20 protein-coding genes are annotated in these 17,955 nt (G+C 74.1%); 12 read left to right on the top strand and 8 right to left on the bottom strand.

The window, feature by feature from the left end:
- The first annotated feature begins 34 nt into the window (after window positions 1-34).
- From OG580_RS07405 to OG580_RS07385, 5 genes are all read left to right on the top strand, one after another.
- Entirely contained in the window at window positions 35-1,051 is a 1,017-nt protein-coding gene (locus tag OG580_RS07405) for a ScpA family protein (RefSeq protein WP_267042834.1), read from the top strand.
- Window positions 1,048-1,641, top strand: coding sequence for an SMC-Scp complex subunit ScpB (gene scpB, locus OG580_RS07400; protein ID WP_267042833.1), 594 nt, complete (start codon window positions 1,048-1,050; stop codon window positions 1,639-1,641). Before OG580_RS07405 ends, scpB begins: the two co-directional genes overlap by 4 nt.
- The gene (locus OG580_RS07395) at window positions 1,641-2,996 is read left to right on the top strand and encodes a pseudouridine synthase (RefSeq protein ID WP_267042832.1); all 1,356 of its coding nucleotides are present in this window, start codon (window positions 1,641-1,643) and stop codon (window positions 2,994-2,996) included. Before scpB ends, OG580_RS07395 begins: the two co-directional genes overlap by 1 nt.
- 125 nt (window positions 2,997-3,121) lie before the next feature.
- The gene (locus tag OG580_RS07390) at window positions 3,122-3,871 is read left to right on the top strand and encodes an NUDIX domain-containing protein (protein ID WP_267042831.1); all 750 of its coding nucleotides are present in this window, start codon (window positions 3,122-3,124) and stop codon (window positions 3,869-3,871) included.
- The gene (locus OG580_RS07385; protein ID WP_267042830.1) at window positions 3,868-4,905 is read left to right on the top strand and encodes an ADP-ribosylglycohydrolase family protein; all 1,038 of its coding nucleotides are present in this window, start codon (window positions 3,868-3,870) and stop codon (window positions 4,903-4,905) included. Before OG580_RS07390 ends, OG580_RS07385 begins: the two co-directional genes overlap by 4 nt.
- Window positions 4,906-4,975: 70 nt before the next feature.
- On the opposite strand, the gene OG580_RS07380 is transcribed toward OG580_RS07385, so the two are convergent.
- Genes OG580_RS07380 through OG580_RS07370 form a run of 3 tightly spaced genes read right to left on the bottom strand, consistent with a single transcriptional unit; the run spans window position 4,976 to window position 6,557 of the window.
- Entirely contained in the window at window positions 4,976-5,665 is a 690-nt protein-coding gene (locus OG580_RS07380; protein WP_267042829.1) for a nucleotidyltransferase domain-containing protein, read from the bottom strand.
- 10 nt (window positions 5,666-5,675) lie between these two features.
- The gene (locus tag OG580_RS07375) at window positions 5,676-6,167 is read right to left on the bottom strand and encodes a Rieske (2Fe-2S) protein (protein WP_267042828.1); all 492 of its coding nucleotides are present in this window, start codon (window positions 6,165-6,167) and stop codon (window positions 5,676-5,678) included.
- 45 nt (window positions 6,168-6,212) lie between these two features.
- On the bottom strand, window positions 6,213-6,557 hold the full coding sequence (locus OG580_RS07370) for a DUF952 domain-containing protein (RefSeq protein ID WP_267042827.1): 345 nt from the start codon (window positions 6,555-6,557) through the stop codon (window positions 6,213-6,215).
- A 98-nt stretch (window positions 6,558-6,655) separates the two neighbouring features.
- On the opposite strand from OG580_RS07370, the gene OG580_RS07365 reads away from it, so the two are divergent.
- The 6 genes from OG580_RS07365 to der all read left to right on the top strand — a co-directional run bounded on the left by OG580_RS07365 (window position 6,656) and on the right by der (window position 11,786).
- The gene (locus OG580_RS07365) at window positions 6,656-7,078 is read left to right on the top strand and encodes a YidB family protein (RefSeq protein ID WP_267042826.1); all 423 of its coding nucleotides are present in this window, start codon (window positions 6,656-6,658) and stop codon (window positions 7,076-7,078) included.
- A gap of 109 nt (window positions 7,079-7,187) precedes the next feature.
- Complete coding sequence (aroH, locus tag OG580_RS07360) at window positions 7,188-7,550, top strand: chorismate mutase (RefSeq protein WP_267042825.1); 363 nt, start codon at window positions 7,188-7,190, stop codon at window positions 7,548-7,550.
- Window positions 7,547-8,635, top strand: coding sequence for a prephenate dehydrogenase (locus OG580_RS07355; RefSeq protein ID WP_267042824.1), 1,089 nt, complete (start codon window positions 7,547-7,549; stop codon window positions 8,633-8,635). The genes aroH and OG580_RS07355 overlap by 4 nt, the downstream gene beginning before the upstream one ends.
- Window positions 8,636-8,927: 292 nt before the next feature.
- Window positions 8,928-9,602, top strand: coding sequence for a (d)CMP kinase (gene cmk / locus OG580_RS07350; RefSeq protein ID WP_323182556.1), 675 nt, complete (start codon window positions 8,928-8,930; stop codon window positions 9,600-9,602).
- Between the two features lie 53 nt (window positions 9,603-9,655).
- Window positions 9,656-10,267, top strand: a complete 612-nt coding sequence (locus OG580_RS07345; RefSeq protein ID WP_267047925.1) for a 1-acyl-sn-glycerol-3-phosphate acyltransferase — start codon at window positions 9,656-9,658, stop codon at window positions 10,265-10,267.
- 70 nt (window positions 10,268-10,337) lie between these two features.
- Entirely contained in the window at window positions 10,338-11,786 is a 1,449-nt protein-coding gene (der, locus tag OG580_RS07340; protein ID WP_267042823.1) for a ribosome biogenesis GTPase Der, read from the top strand.
- Between the two features lie 89 nt (window positions 11,787-11,875).
- Here the strand turns inward: der and OG580_RS07335 are convergent, their stop codons facing one another.
- Both OG580_RS07335 and OG580_RS07330 read right to left on the bottom strand, forming a co-directional pair.
- The gene (locus OG580_RS07335; protein ID WP_323182555.1) at window positions 11,876-12,178 is read right to left on the bottom strand and encodes a hypothetical protein; all 303 of its coding nucleotides are present in this window, start codon (window positions 12,176-12,178) and stop codon (window positions 11,876-11,878) included.
- A 284-nt stretch (window positions 12,179-12,462) separates the two neighbouring features.
- Window positions 12,463-13,245 carry a hypothetical protein gene (locus OG580_RS07330; protein WP_267042821.1) on the bottom strand — a complete coding sequence of 261 codons (783 nt, stop codon included), beginning with the start codon at window positions 13,243-13,245 and terminating at the stop codon, window positions 12,463-12,465.
- A 217-nt stretch (window positions 13,246-13,462) separates the two neighbouring features.
- Here OG580_RS07330 and OG580_RS07325 point away from each other — a divergent pair, with 217 nt between their 5' ends.
- Complete coding sequence (locus tag OG580_RS07325; protein WP_267042820.1) at window positions 13,463-14,134, top strand: transglycosylase family protein; 672 nt, start codon at window positions 13,463-13,465, stop codon at window positions 14,132-14,134.
- 2 nt (window positions 14,135-14,136) lie between these two features.
- Here the strand turns inward: OG580_RS07325 and OG580_RS07320 are convergent, their stop codons facing one another.
- From OG580_RS07320 to OG580_RS07310, 3 genes are read right to left on the bottom strand one after another with little or no spacing between them, the layout of a single operon-like run.
- Window positions 14,137-14,793, bottom strand: coding sequence for an ABC transporter ATP-binding protein (locus OG580_RS07320; protein WP_267042819.1), 657 nt, complete (start codon window positions 14,791-14,793; stop codon window positions 14,137-14,139).
- Window positions 14,790-17,531: an ATP-binding cassette domain-containing protein gene (locus tag OG580_RS07315; protein WP_267042818.1), complete on the bottom strand. Its 2,742-nt coding sequence runs from the start codon at window positions 17,529-17,531 to the stop codon at window positions 14,790-14,792. The genes OG580_RS07320 and OG580_RS07315 overlap by 4 nt, the downstream gene beginning before the upstream one ends.
- A complete protein-coding gene (locus tag OG580_RS07310; RefSeq protein WP_267042817.1) occupies window positions 17,519-17,917 on the bottom strand; it encodes a hypothetical protein in 399 nt (132 codons plus the stop codon). Before OG580_RS07310 ends, OG580_RS07315 begins: the two co-directional genes overlap by 13 nt.
- Window positions 17,918-17,955: the final 38 nt, after the last annotated feature.

The following is a 17,955-nucleotide window of genomic DNA, read 5'->3' as shown; positions in this document are numbered from 1 at the left end:
GGCTGCCGAGCTTCCCCGTTCCCCCTGGACCCCCATGCACAAGGCCTTTGCCGAAACGTCCCGCCCGCCGGGCCGCCGCCCCCTGGGCAGCGGCCCGGGCGAGACGCCGGAGCCCGTTTCCCTCGCGGCACCGGTGAAGGCGGCGGGGGAGGGCGTGGCGGAGGCCGCCGAGCCCGGCGGCGGGCGGTTCACCGTACGGCTCGCGAACTTCGAGGGGCCCTTCGACCTGCTCCTCCAGCTGATCACCAAGCACAAGCTGGACGTCACCGAGGTCGCCCTCTCCCAGGTCACCGACGAGTTCATGGCGCACCTCCGTGCCCTGGGGCCGGACGGAGACCTCGACCAGACCACCGAGTTCCTCGTCGTCGCCGCCACCCTGCTCGACCTCAAGACCGCCCGGCTGCTGCCCGTGGCCGAGGTGGAGGACGAGGCCGACCTCGCCCTCCTGGAAGCCCGCGACCTGCTCTTCGCCCGCCTCCTCCAGTACCGCGCGTACAAGCGGATCGCGGACATCTTCCAGGAGCGCTGGGAGGCCGAGGGGCACCGCCACCCCCGTACCGTCGGTCTCGAACCGCACCACGCCGAGCTGCTCCCCGAGGTCGTCATCTCCCTCGGCCTCGAGGGCTTCGCCAAGCTGGCCGTCAAGGCCATGCAGCCCAAGGCCGAGCCCCAGGTGTACGTCGACCACATCCACGCCCCGCTGGTCAGCGTCCGCGAGCAGGCCTCCGTGGTCGTCGCGCTGCTCCGCGAGCGCGGGACGGCGGCCTTCCGCGAGCTGATCGAGGACGCCGGCGACACCCTCACCGTCGTCGCCCGCTTCCTCGCCCTGCTGGAGCTCTACCGGGAGAAGGCCGTCGCCCTCGACCAGGAGACCGCCCTCGGGGAGCTCACCGTCACGTGGTCCGGCGGCGACGGGGAGACCCGGGTCACCGACGAGTTCGACCCGGAGTCCGCCGGGGGGCGGGAATCCGCCCCGGCCCGGGTGCCCGCCTCGGACCGGCGGTCCGCCCGGGTCCACGTATCCGCCCCAGAAACGGAGGCCCAGGAGTGAGCGACCTCAAGCCCTCCCTCGAAGCCGTCCTCATGGTCGTCGACGAGCCCGCCACCGAGCAGCACCTCGCCAAGGTCCTGGACCGCACCCCGAGCGAGGTGGCCGACGCCCTGCGCGAGCTGGCCGACGAGTACACCGCCCAGGACCGTGGTTTCGAGCTGCGGCACGTGGCCGGCGGCTGGCGCTACTACACCCGCGCCGCCCATGCGGCGGCCGTCGAGGCCTTCGTGCTCGACGGCCAGCACGCCCGGCTCACCCAGGCGGCCCTGGAGACCCTCGCGGTCGTCGCGTACCGCCAGCCGGTCAGCCGTTCACGGGTCTCCGCGGTCCGCGGGGTCAACTGCGACGGCGTGATGCGGACCCTTCTCCAGCGGGGTCTGGTGGAGGAGGCGGGCGCGGAACCCGAAACAGGTGCGATCCTGTACAGGACGACGAACTACTTCCTGGAGCGGATGGGCCTGCGCGGCCTGGACGAACTCCCCGAGCTCGCGCCCTTCCTCCCCGAGGCGGAGGCGGTCGAGCCGGACTCCCTCGAAGGCGTCCCGTCGTTCGATCCGGACGTAGACGCAGACGACAAGACGGAAATTTGATGCGAAGCAGCAGCGGCAGGAACAGCAGCGGAAACAACGGCGGGAGCCGTGGTGGCAACAGCGGCGGCCGCGGCGGCAGCGGTGGCGGCCGTGGTGGCAGCAGCGCCGGCGGCGGCGGCCGTGGTGGCAGCGGCGCCGGCGGCGGTCGCGGCGGCAGCGGTGCCGGTCGCGGCGGCAGCGGCGGTGGTGGCGGCTACCAGGGTGGCGGCGGCGCCGGTGGCGGTCGCGGCGGCAGCGGTGCCGGTCGCGGCGGCAGCGGCGGCGGTGGCGGCTACCAGGGTGGCGGCGGTGGCGGCTACCAGGGCGGTGGCGGCGGTGGTTACCAGGGCGGTGGCGGTCGTGACGACCAGAAGCGCCCGAGCAACACGCGCCGGCCTCGCCCCGAGGAGCGCTCCTACGACGTGAGCGAGCCCACCGAGGCCCCGAAGAAGGGTCGCGGCGCCGCGGCCCGCGGAGGCGCCAAGGGCGGCCCCAAGGCCCCTCAGGGCCTCCCTCCCCGTCGCGGGCCGCACGGCCAGCGGCAGGCTCCGGCCCGCTCGCGCGAGCTCGACGCCAAGATCGAGCAGCGCAACCGGGACCGGTACGCGGACCGGCCCGAGATCAAGACCCCGAAGACGTTCCCGGGTGCCGAGCAGGAGGGTGAGCGCCTACAGAAGGTGCTCGCCCGCGCCGGCATGGGCTCGCGCCGTACGTGCGAGGAGCTCATCGAGCAGGCCAGGGTCGAGGTCAACGGCGAGATCGTCCTGGAGCAGGGCAAGCGCGTCGACCCGGAGAAGGACGAGATCAAGGTGGACGGCCTGACCGTCGCCACCCAGTCCTACCTGTTCTTCGCGCTGAACAAGCCGGCCGGCGTCGTCTCCACCATGGAGGACCCGGACGGCCGCCAGTGCCTCGGCGACTACGTCACCAACCGCGAGACCCGGCTCTTCCACGTCGGCCGGCTCGACACGGAGACCGAGGGCATCATCCTGCTCACCAACCACGGTGAGCTGGCCCACCGCCTCACGCACCCGAAGTACGGCGTGAAGAAGACCTACCTCGCCGCCATCACCGGCCCGCTGCCCCGCGAGGTCGGCAGGCGGCTCAAGGACGGCATCGAGCTGGAGGACGGGTACGCCCGCGCCGACCACTTCCGCGTCGTCGAGCAGACCGGCAAGAACTACCTGGTCGAGGTCACGCTGCACGAGGGCCGCAAGCACATCGTGCGCCGGATGCTGGCCGAGGCCGGCTTCCCGGTCGACAAGCTGGTCCGTACGGCCTTCGGCCCGATCGGTCTGGGCGACCAGAAGTCGGGCTGGCTGCGCCGTCTGACCAACACCGAGGTCGGCATGCTGATGAAGGAAGTCGGGATGTAGTTCCCACCCCTCTCCGCGAGAGGCCCGTGACCGCAGGTCGGTCACGGGCCTTTCGCGTGTTCGAGGGTGCTTGTGGCCGAGGCGCCTCGGCATTTATAGTCAGAGTGACTTTTAAGGAGGCGGGCATGAGTCTCGCGGACGCCGCCCCTCCCACGCCGGAGGGGTACGACAAGTACGCCTTCGAGCCCTTCGCCGTCACCGTCGACCTCGCCGTCCTCACCGTCCGCGAGGAGCGCCTGCACGTCCTCCTCGTCCAGCGGGGCCAGGAGCCGTACGCGGGAGAGTGGGCGCTGCCCGGCGGCTTCGTCCTGCCCCGCGAGTCCGCCGAGTCCGCCGCCCGCCGCGAACTCGCCGAGGAGACCGGGCTGCCCGAGGCCACCGTCGCGGGACTCCACCTCGAACAGCTCCGCACCTACAGCGACCCCGACCGGGACCCGCGGATGCGGGTCGTCTCCGTCGCCTTCACCGCGCTCGTCCCCGGCCTGCCCGAACCGCGCGGCGGCGGCGACGCGGCGGAGGCGCGGTGGCTGCCCTACGGCTCGTACGGGCCGCTGGCCTTCGACCACGACCGGATCCTCGCCGACGCCCGCGAACGCGTCGGCGCCAAGCTCGAGTACTCGTGCCTCGCCACCGCCTTCTGCCCGCCCGAGTTCACCCTCGGCGAGCTGCGGCAGGTGTACGAGACGGTCTGGGGCGTCGCACTCGACCGCCCCAACTTCCGGCGCAAGGTCCTCACCACGCCCGGCTTCGTCCGGGCCGTGGAAGGGCCGCCGCGCCGCACCGGCGGACGGGGGAAACCGGCCGCTCTCTACCGGGCGGGCGAGGCCACGGCCCTCCATCCGCCCCTCCTGCGACCGGAAGGACACTCCTCATGACCCTGCCCCCGACCCGTACCGCGGTGAAGCAGGCCGCGACCGGATCCCTGGTCGGCCTCGCGCTCGGCGACGCGCTGGGCTTCCCGACCGAGTTCAAGGACGTGCCGGCGATCCTCGCCGCGTTCGGCCCCTGGCGGGAGATGCCGCTCCCGCTCACCCGCGGGACGGCGTACGTCACCGACGACACCCAGATGACCCTCGCCCTCGCCCGGGGCGTCCGCACGGCCATGGACCGGGGCGTGCTCGCCCCGCTGCGGCTCGCCCGGCCGGTCCGGGACGAGTTCGTCGACTGGTACCACTCCCCGGAGAACAACCGGGCCCCCGGCAACACCTGCCTGCGCGCCTGCATGCTCCTCGACGGCGACCGGCCCTGGCAGGACGCCAGCCAGATCGGATCCAAGGGCTGCGGCGCCAACATGCGGGTCGCGCCGATCGGCCTCGTCCCCGGGCTGAGCGAGGAGCAGCGCGCGGGCGCCGCCCAGCTCCAGGCGGCCCTCACCCACGGCCACCCCACGGCGCTCGCCGCCTCCGACCTCACCGCCCGCGCCGTGTACCTCCTGGCCCAGGGAGTGGACCCGGCCGGACTCGTCGGACAGCTGCGCTCGTACGCGTACGAGAACCGCTCCCGCTACCACGAGCACTGGCTCGGCGACCTCTGGACCCGCTCGCAGGACCCCTCCGCGCTCTCCTTCATCCGGCGCGGCTGGGACGAGTGCCTGGCCGTCCTGGAACGCCTCGACGCCGTCCAGCGCACGGCCGACCCGGAGCTCGACCCCTGCGCGTACACCGGCGACGGCTGGATCGCCGAGGAGGCCCTCGCGACCGGCCTCCTCTGCTTCCTGCTCTTCCCCGACGAGCCCCTCACCGCCCTGCGCAGGGCGGCCTGCACCCGCGGCGACTCGGACTCGATCGCCGCCCTCGCGGGCGCCTTCGCCGGCGCGCACCTGGGCGCCGACGCCTGGCCGAAGGAATGGGCGGAGCACGTCGAGTACCGGAGCGACCTGCTGACGTTCGGCGCGCTCTGGGACGCTTGAGCCATGGGTCGTGGACGCCGCGACTCAGGCGGGACTTTCCGGACCCGGCCTAGAGCTCGGCCAGGGCGTTCTAGAGCTCGGTCAGGGCCGACGCGCGGCGGGCGCGGATCAGGAAGTCCTGGACGCGGGCGTGGTCCGGGGCGGCGGGGAGGGGGCTCGTGTCGTGGGCGTGGTCGGCCTCGTCCTGGAGGCGGTTCATCCAGGACTCGACCTCCGGCCACGGCACCTCGCCGTGCTTGACCGCGAGGAGCCGGTCGCGTTCCTCGCCGACCTCGATGCGGAGCTCGCCCGTGCGCAGCAGGTCGCGGCAGCTGGTCAGCAGCCGCAGCAGGTGCATGGCGTGCTTCCAGCGCGGGTGGCCGTACTGGCGGACGTCCGCGTCGAGCTTGCGGCGCTGGCCGCCGGCGTACCGGACGAAGGTCTGGTGGGAGCGGCGGGAGAGGAAGGCGCCGCGCAGGGAGAGGAGTTCGCGGCCCAGGTCGTCGGCGTGCACGACGACGGGGGAGTGGAGGCACTCCAGGACGTTCGGGTTGTTGCGCAGGGCCAGCTCGCAGAAGCGCTCCAGCTCCCAGCTGAACTGCTCCTCGCCGGGGCCCTCGACATGGGCCGGGGGCTTGTCGAAGTGCCAGAAGAGCGGTGTCGGGGCGAGATAGACGCCCCGGACGTCCGTGTCGCTGCCCTCGGTCGCCAGACCGAAGGCGCGCGAGCCCATCACGCAGGAGTAGACGGTGTGGTCGCGCACCAGTTCGTCGGGGGTCATGCCGGTCAGGCTACGCGAGGGTGATCGATTCCCCCGAGACGGTGATCTGCTCGGCCGGGAGCGGGCGGGGTGCCGGTCCCGCCGCGACCGAGCCGTCCGCGATGCGGTACTTGGAGCCGTGGCAGGGGCAGTCGATGGTGCCGTCCGCGACCTTGTTCACCAGACAGCCCTGGTGGGTGCAGACCGCCGAGAAGGCCTTGAACTCGCCGGCCGCGGGCTGGGTGACGACCACCTTCTGCTCGGCGAAGACCGTGCCGCCGCCGACCGGGATCTCGGACGTCCTGGCCAGCGGGGCGGCGCCGCTCGGCGCGGCCGACGTGGGGGTGCTCGGAGCGGACGGGGTGCCGGTATCGGCCGGGGTGCTCGTGCCGGCCGGTGCGCTCGGCGTGGTCGGGGCGCCGGTCGCCGTACCGCCGTCACCCCCGTCGTCCGAGCCGCAGCCCGTCGTCAGGGCCGCGGCGGCGATCAGGACGGTACGGCGTTTCGTGGCGCGTGAAGTCATGGCATCCAGCTTGGCCGCGCTCCGCCCGGAGATCCCGCAACACGCCTACGGCCGGGGTGCCAGCTCCCTCGCACGGCCGTCCGCGTCCCGGCGTACCTCCAGGACCTCCGTCACCGCGGTCCGCTCGATCGCTCCGTACACGTGGGGGAAGAGCACGTCCCCCGAGCCCTCCCAGCGGACCTCCGCGCCGAGCCGGGACTCGTCGATCACGAGGACCAGGAGGGGGCCGGGCGCGGTCCGGTAGGGGCCGTCGGCGATCGCCAGGGCCGCGGCCCCGTCCGCCGAACAGTGGACGAAGCCCTCGGCGGCGAGCGACGCGGGGGCGTAGGGGGCGGTGGGGTCCGTGGGGTCGGCGGACCAGTCGGCCAGCGGTACGACGTGCAGGAGCATGCAGACAGTTCTACCGCGCCCGGGGCGTCCATCGAGTGGCGGAACATCACCCTATGCGTGAGATTGGGCGTGTTCCGTACCGGACGAAAGGCAGAACGATGGCGGGTAACGACCTCGGCAGTCTCCTCGGAAGCCTCCTCGGAGGCGGCGGACAGGGCGGCGGCGGTGCCGGCGGCATCCTCGGCTCCCTGCTCGGCGCCCTCGCGGGCGGCAAGAGCGGCGGCGCCGACGGCGCGAACCCGCTCGGAGGACTCCTCGACATGCTGACGAAGTCCGGCCTCACCGACCAGGCCCAGTCCTGGGTCGGCACCGGCCGGAACCAGCCCGTCAGTGGAGCCCAGATCGCCGAGGCGCTCCCGGACGACACCCTCCAGAAGGTCGCGGCCGACGCCGGCGTCAGCCCGCAGGAGGCCGCCGAGCAGATCGCCCAGTCGCTGCCGCAGGCCGTCGACAAGCTGACCCCGAACGGCTCGGTGCCCCAGGGCTCCCTGGAGGACCTCATCCGCCGGCAGCAGCTCTGACCCTTCCGGGCGCCCGTCCTCCGTCTCGGAGGGCGGGCGCCCGGAACAGGTCGTCCCCACCGCTGACTAGGCTGAACGGAGCAGTCGACGCGGACGAAGGAGTTACGACGTGGCGGTACGAGCGGTCCGAGGAGCCGTCCAGCTGGAACGGGACGAGGCCGGACACATGCGCGAGCAGGTCGAGGAGCTGCTCACCGCCGTCCTCGCGCGCAACGAGCTCACCGCGGACGACCTCATCAGCATCTGGTTCACGGCCACGCCGGACCTGCACTGCGACTTCCCCGCCGCCGCGGCCCGGGGCATCGGGATCGTCGACGTACCCCTCATCTGCGCGCAGGAGCTCGACATAGAGGGCGCGATGCCGAGAGTCGTACGGCTCCTCGCCCACGTCGAGACCGAGCTGCCCAAGTCCCGGATCGCGCACGTCTACCTCGGTGCCGCGGCCGCCCTGCGCAAGGACATCGCCCAGTGAGGACAGCGCTCGTCATCGGCACCGGACTGATCGGTACCTCCGCCGCCCTCGCCCTCGCGGGCCGGGGCGTCACCGTCCACCTCCGTGACCACGACCCGGCCAGCGCCCGGACCGCCGCCGCGCTCGGCGCGGGTACCGACGAGGCGCCCGAGGGGCGCGTGGACCTCGCGATCGTCGCCGTACCCCCGGCGCACGTGGCCGCGACCCTCGCCGAGGCGATGACGGCCGGGCTCGCGCGCGCCTACCTGGACGTGGCGAGCGTCAAGGGCGGGCCGAAGCGGGAGCTGGAGGCGCTGGGCCTCGACCTCACCGCGTACATCGGTTCGCACCCGATGTCCGGCAAGGAGCGCTCGGGCCCGCTCGCGGCGACCGCGGACCTCTTCGAGGGACGGCCGTGGGTCCTGACCCCGACCCGGGACACCGACACCGAGGCCCTCAACCTCGCCCTGGAGCTCGTCGCCCTCTGCCGGGCCGTGCCCGTCGTCATGGACGCCGACGCCCACGACCGGGCCGTCGCCCTCGTCTCCCACACCCCGCAGCTCGTCTCGTCGATGGTCGCCGCGCGCCTGGAGGAGGCCGACGAGTCGGCCGTACGGCTCTGCGGGCAGGGCATCCGGGACGTCACCCGGATCGCGGCCTCCGACCCGCGCATGTGGGTCGAGATCCTCTCCGCCAACCCGGGCCCCGTCGCCGACGTCCTCTCGGGCGTCGCCGCCGACCTCGACGAGACGGTCCGCGCGCTGCGCTCCCTGCAGTCCGCCGACGAGGACAAGCGCCGGGACGGCGCCTCGGGCGTCGAGGACGTCCTGCGCCGCGGGAACGCCGGCCGCGCCCGCGTCCCCGGCAAGCACGGCACCACCCCCACGGCCTACGAGACCGTCGCCGTCCTCATCAGCGACCGGCCCGGCGAGCTGGCCCGGATCTTCGCCGACGCGGGCCGCGCCGGCGTCAACATCGAGGACGTCCGCATCGAGCACGCGACCGGCCAGCAGGCGGGCCTGGTCCAGCTCATGGTCGACCCGGCCTCGGCCGCGGCCCTGGGCGCGGCCCTGCAGGAACGCGGCTGGGCCCTGCGGACGGCCTGACGGCCTGGCGGTGTGACGGCCTGGCGGTGTGACGGCCTCGCGGTGTGACGGCGTGACGGTACGAGGATGTGCGGTACGGGTCTGATCGCGGGCCCTGCCGAGGGCCCCCGGCGCAGGGCCCGGGCAGGGCTCCGGACCCGCTCCGGGCGGACTCCCGGCGGGGTTCTCGGCGGCGTCCTTCGGGGGTCCGGCACGGGCTGGGCCGAACGGGTGCGTGGGACTCGGTAACCTTGTGGGGGCCCCTTGCATCTCCGCCGGGCCCTACCGCTCACCCCAGGAAGGTGTTCCCACCGTGGAATCCGTGATCGTCGCCATCGACGGGCCGTCCGGCACGGGCAAGTCGAGCACCTCGAAGGCGGTCGCCGCCAAGCTGGGGCTGAGCTACCTCGACACCGGCGCCCAGTACCGGGCGATCACCTGGTGGATGATCAGCAACGGCGTCGACGTGACGGACGCCGACGCCGTCGCCAACGCCGCCGCCAAGCCGGTCATCGTCTCCGGCACCGACCCGTCCCGCCCCACGATCACGGTCGACGGTGTCGACGCGGCCGGTCCGATCCGTACCGAAGAGGTCACCTCGAAGGTCAGCGCCGTCAGCGCCGTCCCCGAGGTGCGGGAGCTCATCACCGAGCTCCAGCGGTCCATCGCGAAGGGCGCCGAGCACGGCATCGTCGTCGAGGGCCGGGACATCGGCACCACCGTCCTGCCCGACGCCGACCTGAAGATCTTCCTCACCGCCTCGCCCGAGGCCCGTGCCGCCCGCCGCTCCGGCGAGGTCAAGGGCGCCGACGTGCACGCGACGAAGGAAGCCCTGATCAAGCGGGACGCGGCCGACTCCAGCCGCAAGACCTCCCCGCTCGCGAAGGCCGGCGACGCCGTCGAGGTCGACACCACCGAGCTCACGCTGGACCAGGTCATCGAGTGCGTCGTCACCCTGGTGGACGAGAAGAGGACGGCCGCCAAGTGACCGTGCCCTCCGAGAAGGGCGCCGCCGTCGGCCGACGTATCGGCATCGGTCTGATGTACGGCTTCTGGAAGCCGCGCGTCCTCGGCGCCTGGCGGGTGCCGGCCTCCGGCCCCGCCATCCTCGCCGTCAACCACGCGCACAACATCGACGGCCCCATGCTCATGGGCACCGCACCGCGCCCCGTGCACTTCCTCATCAAGAAGGAAGCCTTCGTCGGGCCCCTCGGTCCCTTCCTGGAGGGCATCGGGCAGGTCAAGGTCGACCGCGACAGCACCGACCGCAACGCGATAGGCAACGCCCTGGGCGTCCTGGAGCAGGGCGGCGTCCTCGGGATCTTCCCCGAGGGCACCCGAGGCGAGGGAGACTTCGCCTCGCTGCGGGCCGGTCTCGCCTACTTCGCCGTCCGGAGCGGCGCGCCGATCGTCCCGGTCGCGGTGCTGGGGACCACCGGGCGGGATGGGCGGGAAGAATCGGCGCGCCGGGGACGGTTGATCAAGGCGCTGCCTCCGCTGCGCGGCCGCGTCGACGTCGTCTTCGGCGACGCCTTCGAGGCGGGGGACGGCTCGGGCCGTCGGACCCGCACGGCCCTCGACGAGGCCACCGTACGTATCCAGGGGCGGCTCACCGCTCACCTGGAAAACGCCAGGCGCCTCACCGGGCGCTGAGCGAGACTTTCAGTAGTGGGCCCCGCGGCCCGGGGACCCACCGACCACGAATGATCAAGGAACGGACTTCATGAACGACCAGCACGACCACGGGGCACTTGGCGACGCCGAGTACGCGGAGTTCATGGAGCTCGCCTCCGAAGAGGGCTTCGACGCCGAAGAGGTCGAGGGCGCGATCGAGGAGGCCGGCCACGGCCCCCTCCCCGTCCTCGCCGTCGTCGGCCGTCCGAACGTCGGCAAGTCGACCCTGGTGAACCGCATCATCGGCCGCCGTGAGGCCGTCGTCGAGGACAAGCCGGGCGTCACCCGCGACCGCGTCACCTACGAGGCCGAATGGGCCGGGCGCCGCTTCAAGGTCGTCGACACCGGCGGCTGGGAGCAGGACGTCCTCGGCATCGACGCCGCCGTCGCCGCCCAGGCCGAGTTCGCCATCGAGGCCGCCGACGCCTGTCTCTTCGTCGTGGACGCCACCGTCGGCGCCACCGACACCGACGAGGCCGTCGTCAGGCTCCTCCGCCGCGCCGGGAAGCCGGTCGTCCTCGCCGCCAACAAGGTCGACGGACAGTCGGGCGAGGCCGACGCGTCCATGCTGTGGTCGCTCGGCCTCGGCGAGCCGTTCCCCGTCTCGTCGCTGCACGGCCGCGGCACCGGCGACCTCCTCGACGAGGTCCTGAGGAAGCTGCCCGAGGCCCCCGAGCAGCGCTTCGGCAACGCCGTCGGCGGCCCGCGCCGCATCGCCCTCATCGGCCGTCCGAACGTCGGCAAGTCCTCCCTGCTCAACAAGGTGGCGGGCGAGGACCGGGTCGTCGTCAACGCGCTGGCCGGCACCACCCGCGACCCGGTCGACGAGCTCATCGAGCTCGGCGGCGTGACGTGGAAGTTCGTCGACACCGCCGGCATCCGCAAGAAGGTCCACCTCCAGGAGGGCGCGGACTACTACGCCTCCCTGCGGACCGCGGCCGCCATCGAGAAGGCGGAGGTGGCCGTCATCCTCATCGACACCACCGACAACATCTCGGTCCAGGACCAGCGCATCATCACGACGGCGGTCGAGTCGGGCCGCGCCATCGTCATCGCCTACAACAAGTGGGACGAGCTCGACGAGGAGCGCCGCTACTACCTCGAGCGCGAGATCGAGACCGAGATGCAGCAGGTCGCCTGGGCGCCCCGCGTCAACGTCTCCGCCAAGACCGGCCGCCACATGGAGAAGCTGGTCCCGGCCATCGAGACCGCCCTCGCCGGCTGGGAGACCCGTATCCCCACGGGTCGGCTCAACGCCTTCCTCGGTGAGATCGTCGCGGCCCACCCGCACCCGATCCGCGGCGGCAAGCAGCCCCGCATCCTCTTCGGTACGCAGGCGGGCACCAAGCCGCCCCGGTTCGTGCTCTTCGCCTCGGGCTTCCTGGAGGCCGGCTACCGCCGCTTCATCGAGCGCCGTCTGCGCGAGGAGTTCGGCTTCGAGGGAACCCCGATCCACATCTCGGTGCGCGTGCGCGAGAAGCGCGGCCGCAAGAAGTAGTGCGCGGGACGGTACGGAACGGCTGAGGGCCGGGGCGATGAGCCCCGGCCCTCAGCCGTGTCAGGTGTGTCCGCGGAGTCCGCCGCGCCCTAGACGCCCCGGCGGGGGCCCGGCGGCAGGGCCGCCGGGGTGTGATGCTGCTGCGCCGTCCACACCGGCGGATACGCGGTGGCAAACCGCTGCCCGCTCCCGTACCCCTGTCCGGCCGCGTACCCCTGCCCGTTGCCGTGGAGACCCGTGCTCGCGGTCGTGCCGAAGGCCCGGAAGGCCACCTCCTCCTCGCCGCTGCGGTCACCCGGCAGCGTGCGGAACGACCGGCGGTACTCCGAGAACAGGGCGTCGTAGATCGGCGTGGCCGACTGGCCCGCCGTGACGTCCTGCGCCGGGCGCATGGAGGGGATGTGGCTCGGATACGGCTGGAGGAAAGGGTCGTATGGGTGCACGTACGTGCCAACGACCCCGCCGCCCGTCGGATGCGGGCGGCTCTCCGAAAGAGGCGCACGCCGGGGGCGCGGCACGGTCGTGACCTTCGGCGCCGCCGCACCCCCGCCGACCCGCGGCGCGGCCGCTCCCAGGGGAGCGGCCGCCGCCGGTGCCGCCGGTCCGCCCGGCACCGGGGGGCCGGCCGGGCCCGCGGGGACCCGTCCGGGCCCTAAACCGGGCCGGCCGTCGTCCATCAGGTACCGGCCAGCGGCATCGCGGCCGCCACCAGGCGCCCGTTCGCCGCGGCCTTCTCCAGGGCGTCGCGCAGCAGGTCCTCGCGGGGCTGCTGGCCGATGGAGCCCACCGGGGCGGCGAAGACGAGGACCGTGTGCGACTTGTTGGCCGCCGCGCGCCAGCCCTCGGTGACCTGGAGCGGCTGGTGCGCCTGCCACCAGGCGGCCTGACCCGCGCCGTTCGGCCCCGGCTGGAGGACGGAGTGCAGCTGGCCCATGGCGACCAGGACCGACCAGCCCGGCAGCACCGCGGGCTTCTCGCCGAGGTCGTTGACGGGCCGGAAGCCCTGCTCCGCCAGGAGCGGCAGGAACTCGTCGACGAGACCGTCCGTTCCCGGGCGGGCCACGGGGGCGGTCGGTTCCACGACCAGCGCGGGGTGCAGCTCGCCCTCGATCAGGACGAGACCGCTGGTGACACCGAGCACGGCCTGCTCGGGGTGGGCGGCGGACAGCGCGTCGGCGGCGTCCGAGGCCGTGATCGAGGCGACAGCGCCCTGGAGCTGCTCCTCGGCGACGCGGACGACCTGGGACGGAATGCAGCTGGCGTGGGCGAACGCGAGGACCGCGGTCTCCTCACCGACGAACAGCACCGTGCTGGTGCGCTCCTGCTCGGAGTCCCCCGGCGTGCGGCAGGAGGTGCAGTCGTAGCTGCCCGGGGCGTTGTCGCCGGCAAGCAGCCGGTCGGCTTCTTCGTCGCCGATCTCGGCGCGTACGTCCTCGCTGACGTCGAGCATGCGCGGCACGGGGGGCTCCCTGGACTCGGTACGGGGGGACGCCGGGCCGTTCCCGGGCGTCTCATGCCGAGTTCAACGGGTCAGGCTCGGCCGGGGTCACGCGCGGAAGCGAGGCAACTTGCAGGTGGCTTGTGCGGCGGGGGTGGTGACTCCGACCGGGTGGGGTGTGAACAGTGTTCCGCGCGGCACGGGCCGGGGGTGTCGGGAGCCTGCCTAGCCTGCCCCGATGTCGAAGATCCGATTTTGGACGGCCGGCTCCGTGGCGGCCGCGTCGGCGGCCGCGCTGCTGACCCTCACGTCGGCGCCCGCCCAGGCCCGGGACGCGTCCACGGGGCCGTGGGAGGCCGCTGTGGCGCCGATGACGGGCGCGGTGGCGGGTGTGGTGCCGGGCGTCGCGCGGGACGGCGTGCCGTCCGCCGTGGCGGTCTCCGCCTCCGCCGACGCGGTGCGCGCGGCGGCGGCCGTGCCCCGCTACGCCTGCGCCGTCGACCAGTGGCCGTGGGGTTGCGTCGCCGAGTGCGAGTCCAGCGGCCGCTGGAACGTCAACACCGGCAACGGCTTCTACGGCGGACTCCAGTTCTGGCAGCCGACCTGGGTCGAGCACGGCGGACTGAAGTACGCCCGGCGCGCCGACCTGGCCACCCGCCCGCAGCAGATCACCGTCGCGGAGGAGCTCCTGCGCACCCAGGGCTGGGGGGCCTGGCCGGTCTGCTCCAAGCGGTACGGGCTGAGCGGCCGCGCGCATACCGTCCAGCCGGGGGACTCGCTCGGCTCGATCGCCGCCCGCTTCGCCGTCAAGGGCGGCTGGCAGGCGCTGTACACGGCGAACCGGAGCCTCATCGGGCCCGACCCGAACCGGATCGTCATCGGCACGATGCTGCGGATCGCACCGCTCTGACGTCACTCCGCGGCATCCCGGGCGAACTCGGACGGCTCCCCGCAGGCCGTGCGGGAGCCGCGCCGCAGCTCGTGGACGAGCGAGCCGCGCGGAAGGCCGGGCGGTACGCGCTGCTCGGCCAGGACCACGGCCGCGCCGCGCTCGGCGCAGAGCGCGGCGAGGAACCCGTACGTACGCGCCGCGACCGGCGGGGCCATGCCGAGCGACGGCTCGTCGACCAGCACGACGCGCGCGGGCGTCAGCAGGGCGCGGGACAGCGCCAGCATCCGGCGCTCCCCGCCGGAGAGGGTCCCGGCCGGCCGGGACAGCAGGGGTACGAGCTCGGGGTACGGCGGCGGGGCGCCCGGTGCGGTGAGCGCGAGGTTCTCGGCGACGGTCAGCCCCTCGTACACCGCCCGCAGATCCGGTACGAAGCACATCCCGCGGCGCGCCCGCTCGTGTGCCGGCAGCCGGGTCACGTCGGTCCCGCGCCACACCACCCGGCCGGCGGAGAGCCGTACCGTGCCCGCGAGGGCCCGTAGGGCGGTGGTGCGGCCGGCGCCGTTCCGGCCCAGGAGCACGGTCACGGTGCCGGCGGGCACGGGCAGGTCCAGGCCGTGCAGGGCCTCCAGCGGGCCGTAGCGGACCCGGGCAGCGCGCAGCTCGATCTCGACGCTCATGACAGGATCCGGCCGCCCTCCATCGTGTGCACGGTGTGGGCGATCCCGGCGACGAGGTCCGGGTCGTGCTCGACGACGAGGATCGTCAGGCCGTCCGCCGCGAGCGCGGCGAGGAGCCTGGCGAGCGCGGCGGTCTCCTCGGCGTCGAGGCCCGCGGCGGGTTCGTCGAGGAGGAGCGTGTGCGGCTGCCCGGCGAGCGCGCGGGCGAGCTCGACACGGCGCAGTGTCCCCGTCGGCAGGTCGGCGGCCGCGCGGTGCCGTACGGGGCCTTCGAGGCCCAGCAGCCGCAGGCTCCGTTCGACGGCCGCGGGGTCCCCGCGGACGTGGCCGCGCTCCCCGCCGAGGCGGACGTTCTCCTCGACGGAGAGCGACGGGAAGACGGCGAGCCGCTGGAAGGTCCGGGCGATTCCGAGACGCGTCCGGGCGTGCGCCGGGCGCGAGGTGATGTCGGCGCCGTCGAGCGTGATCAGGCCCTGGTGGTGCCGGGGGCGGAGGGTCCCGGCGAGACAGTCGAAGAGCGTGCTCTTGCCGGCGCCGTTGGGGCCGACGAGGGCGGTGATGCGCGCGGGGGTGAGGTGGAGGGTGACGTGGGAGAGGGCGGTGATCCCGCCGGGGTACGTGAGGGTGAGGTCGTGCGCGCGGAGTTCCGGGGTGGTGCGGGTGGTGGGTGGTGCGGGTGCGTGGCCTGGTGCGGGGCGGCGGGGGTGCGCCCGGCCTGCGGTCGGGCTGGGGTTCCCAGCCGCACCACCTGTGTGGGTGGTCGGCAGAGGTGCGGGCCTTCCCGTGGGGGGCCCGGCGCCGTCGGCGGCCGCGGGCCGGCGGGGTTGTGCCCGGCCTTCGGGCGGAGCGGGATTCCGACCCGCGCTTTCCGCGCGGGTCGTCGGGAGAGGTGCGGGTTCTTCCGTGGGAGGTGCGGCGCCGACGGCGGACGGAGGGGGGCGGGGGCGTACGCGGTTTTCGGGTCGGCTGGTCGGCTTGGGGTGGGGGAGCAGCAGGGTCGTCAGCGGCGGGATGCGGCCCGTCTGGGTGGCCAGGAGGCCGACCAGGGCCGCTGCCACGCCCGCCTGGGGGCCCGCGTCGAGGGTGACCAGGAGGGCCGCGGCCACCAGCGGGGTGAGCAGGCTGTCCGCGCCCAGGACCAGGACCGCGGCGAACCAGAGCAGGCCGCGTACCGGGTCGTACGCCTCCGGGTCGAAGGCGCGCAGGCCCATGCCCAGGAGGCCGCCGCCGAGGGCCGCCAGGGCCGCGCCCAGGACGAAGGCGAGGAGCTTGAGGGCGGGGGCCGGGACGCCCGACGCCTCCGCGCCCGGCTCGTGGTCCCGCAGCGCGGCCAGCGCGCGGCCCGTGCGGCCCCGGCGCAGTGCCGCCACCAGGGCCAGACAGCCGGCCAGGACGGCCAGTTCCAGGGCGTAGAAGGCGCGGTCGCCGGAGAAGCCCGCCGGGCGGCCGAGGGACAGGCCCGCCGTCGCGTACGGCTGGGCGAGGACGAAGCGGCTCACCGCCACCCCGGTCGCCAGAGTGGCCAGGGCGAGTGCCAGGCCGTGGCGGCGGATCGCCGGCCAGGCCGTCACCAGGCCCACCACCGCCACCATCGGTACCGCGAGCCCCAGCGCCACGAGGGTGGGGACGCCCGCCGTCGACAGCAGGGCCGTCAGGAGCGCGCCCAGGCCCGCGTACGCCGCCTGGCCCAGGGCGATCTGGCCGCCCCGGCCCGCCACCACGACCAGGGAGAGCAGGACCACGGCGAGCGCCGGGACCTGCACCGCCGTGTGCAGGTCCGAGCCCGCGAGGCCGAGGGGGAGGAGGAGCAGGGCGCCGGTGACCAGCCAGAGGGTCGTGGGGATGCGGGGGGTGCGGGTCGGTGGGGGCAGGGCGTCCCGGCCCCTGCCGCCGACGCCCGGCAGGACCAGCGCCGCCACCAGGAGCGCCACCACGAACAGGTTCGCCCCGATCGCCTGCACCAGCGGCGCCGCCCAGCCCTCCGGGTGCAGCCGGGTGAGCTGGGCCTGGGCCACGCCGATCGCGACCGCGGCCACCACCGCGACTGCCAGTGAGCGCATCCGGGCGATCACCGCGACCGCGATCACCTCGATGACGAGCAGCGGCATCCCGTACGGGTCGAGGCGTACGTACGGGGCGAGGAGGACGCCCGTGAGCCCGGCCGTGAAGGAACCGAACGCCCAACCCGCCGCCGCCACCCGGTCCGCGTGGACCCCCGACAGGACGGCGAGCGGCCGGTTGTCCACCACCGCCCTCAGCTCCCGGCCGAACCGGGTCCACCGCGCCACCGCCGTCACCAGGCAGGCCAGCGCCACCACCGCCCCCAGCTGCGCCCACGGGTCGTCGCCGAGGAGCACCGGCGCGTCGGCCCGCGCCTCGGTGCCCCACAGCAGCACCGCCCCGCCCACGAGGAGCACGAAGACGCCGATGGAGGCCACCAGGGTCTGCGCCGGGTTCGAGCCGAGGAGGGAGAGCGGGCGGAACACTCCCCGGTCGAGGACGAGGCCGATTCCCGGGGCCACCACCAGGAGCGTGACCAGGGCTCCCAGGGGCAGCGGCCAGCCCTCGACGACCACCAGCTGCCGCAGCACGTACGCGCAGATCATGGCGACGGCGCCGTGCGCGAGGTTCAGCACGCCCGTCGCCCGGTAGGTGACGATCAGGCCGATCCCGGTGAGCGCGGCGGCGCTGCCGACCGCGAGGCCGGCGAGCGTGAGCTCGTACGTCAGGGAGGCCATGGCTCACAGACCGGGCAGGGGTCGAGTTCCGCGGCGCCCGCCTCCGTCGCCTCCGGCTTCCCCGCCACCAGCGGGCAGTCCGGGCGGTGGGCCAGGGTCCCGCCCGGGACGCGCAGCGGCGGCTCGTCCGAGGACGGTGGGGGAGTCTCCGCCGCTTCGGACGGGGCCGGTTCCTGAGGGCGTACGGGCATCAGGAGGGCCGCAGCGACGAGCACCGCGCCTGCCACGACCAGCGCGGCCCCCGGCACCGTGCACGAGGCCAGATAGGGCAGCTGGCGCTCGGCGAAGCGCTCGCCGGAGATCCCGTACCAGCCGAGCACGCAGAGCACCGCGCCCCCGGCGGCCGCCGCGACACCGCCCCACAGCAGGATCCGGGATGTCGGCACGGGCCTCCCTCGTCTCCCCTTTTCCTTGCACTATGCCC

Source organism: Streptomyces sp. NBC_00094 (assembly GCF_026343125.1).
Classification (GTDB): domain Bacteria; phylum Actinomycetota; class Actinomycetes; order Streptomycetales; family Streptomycetaceae; genus Streptomyces.
Note: the sequence above shows the minus strand (reverse complement) of the source record. Positions and strands in the feature narration are given on the sequence as shown.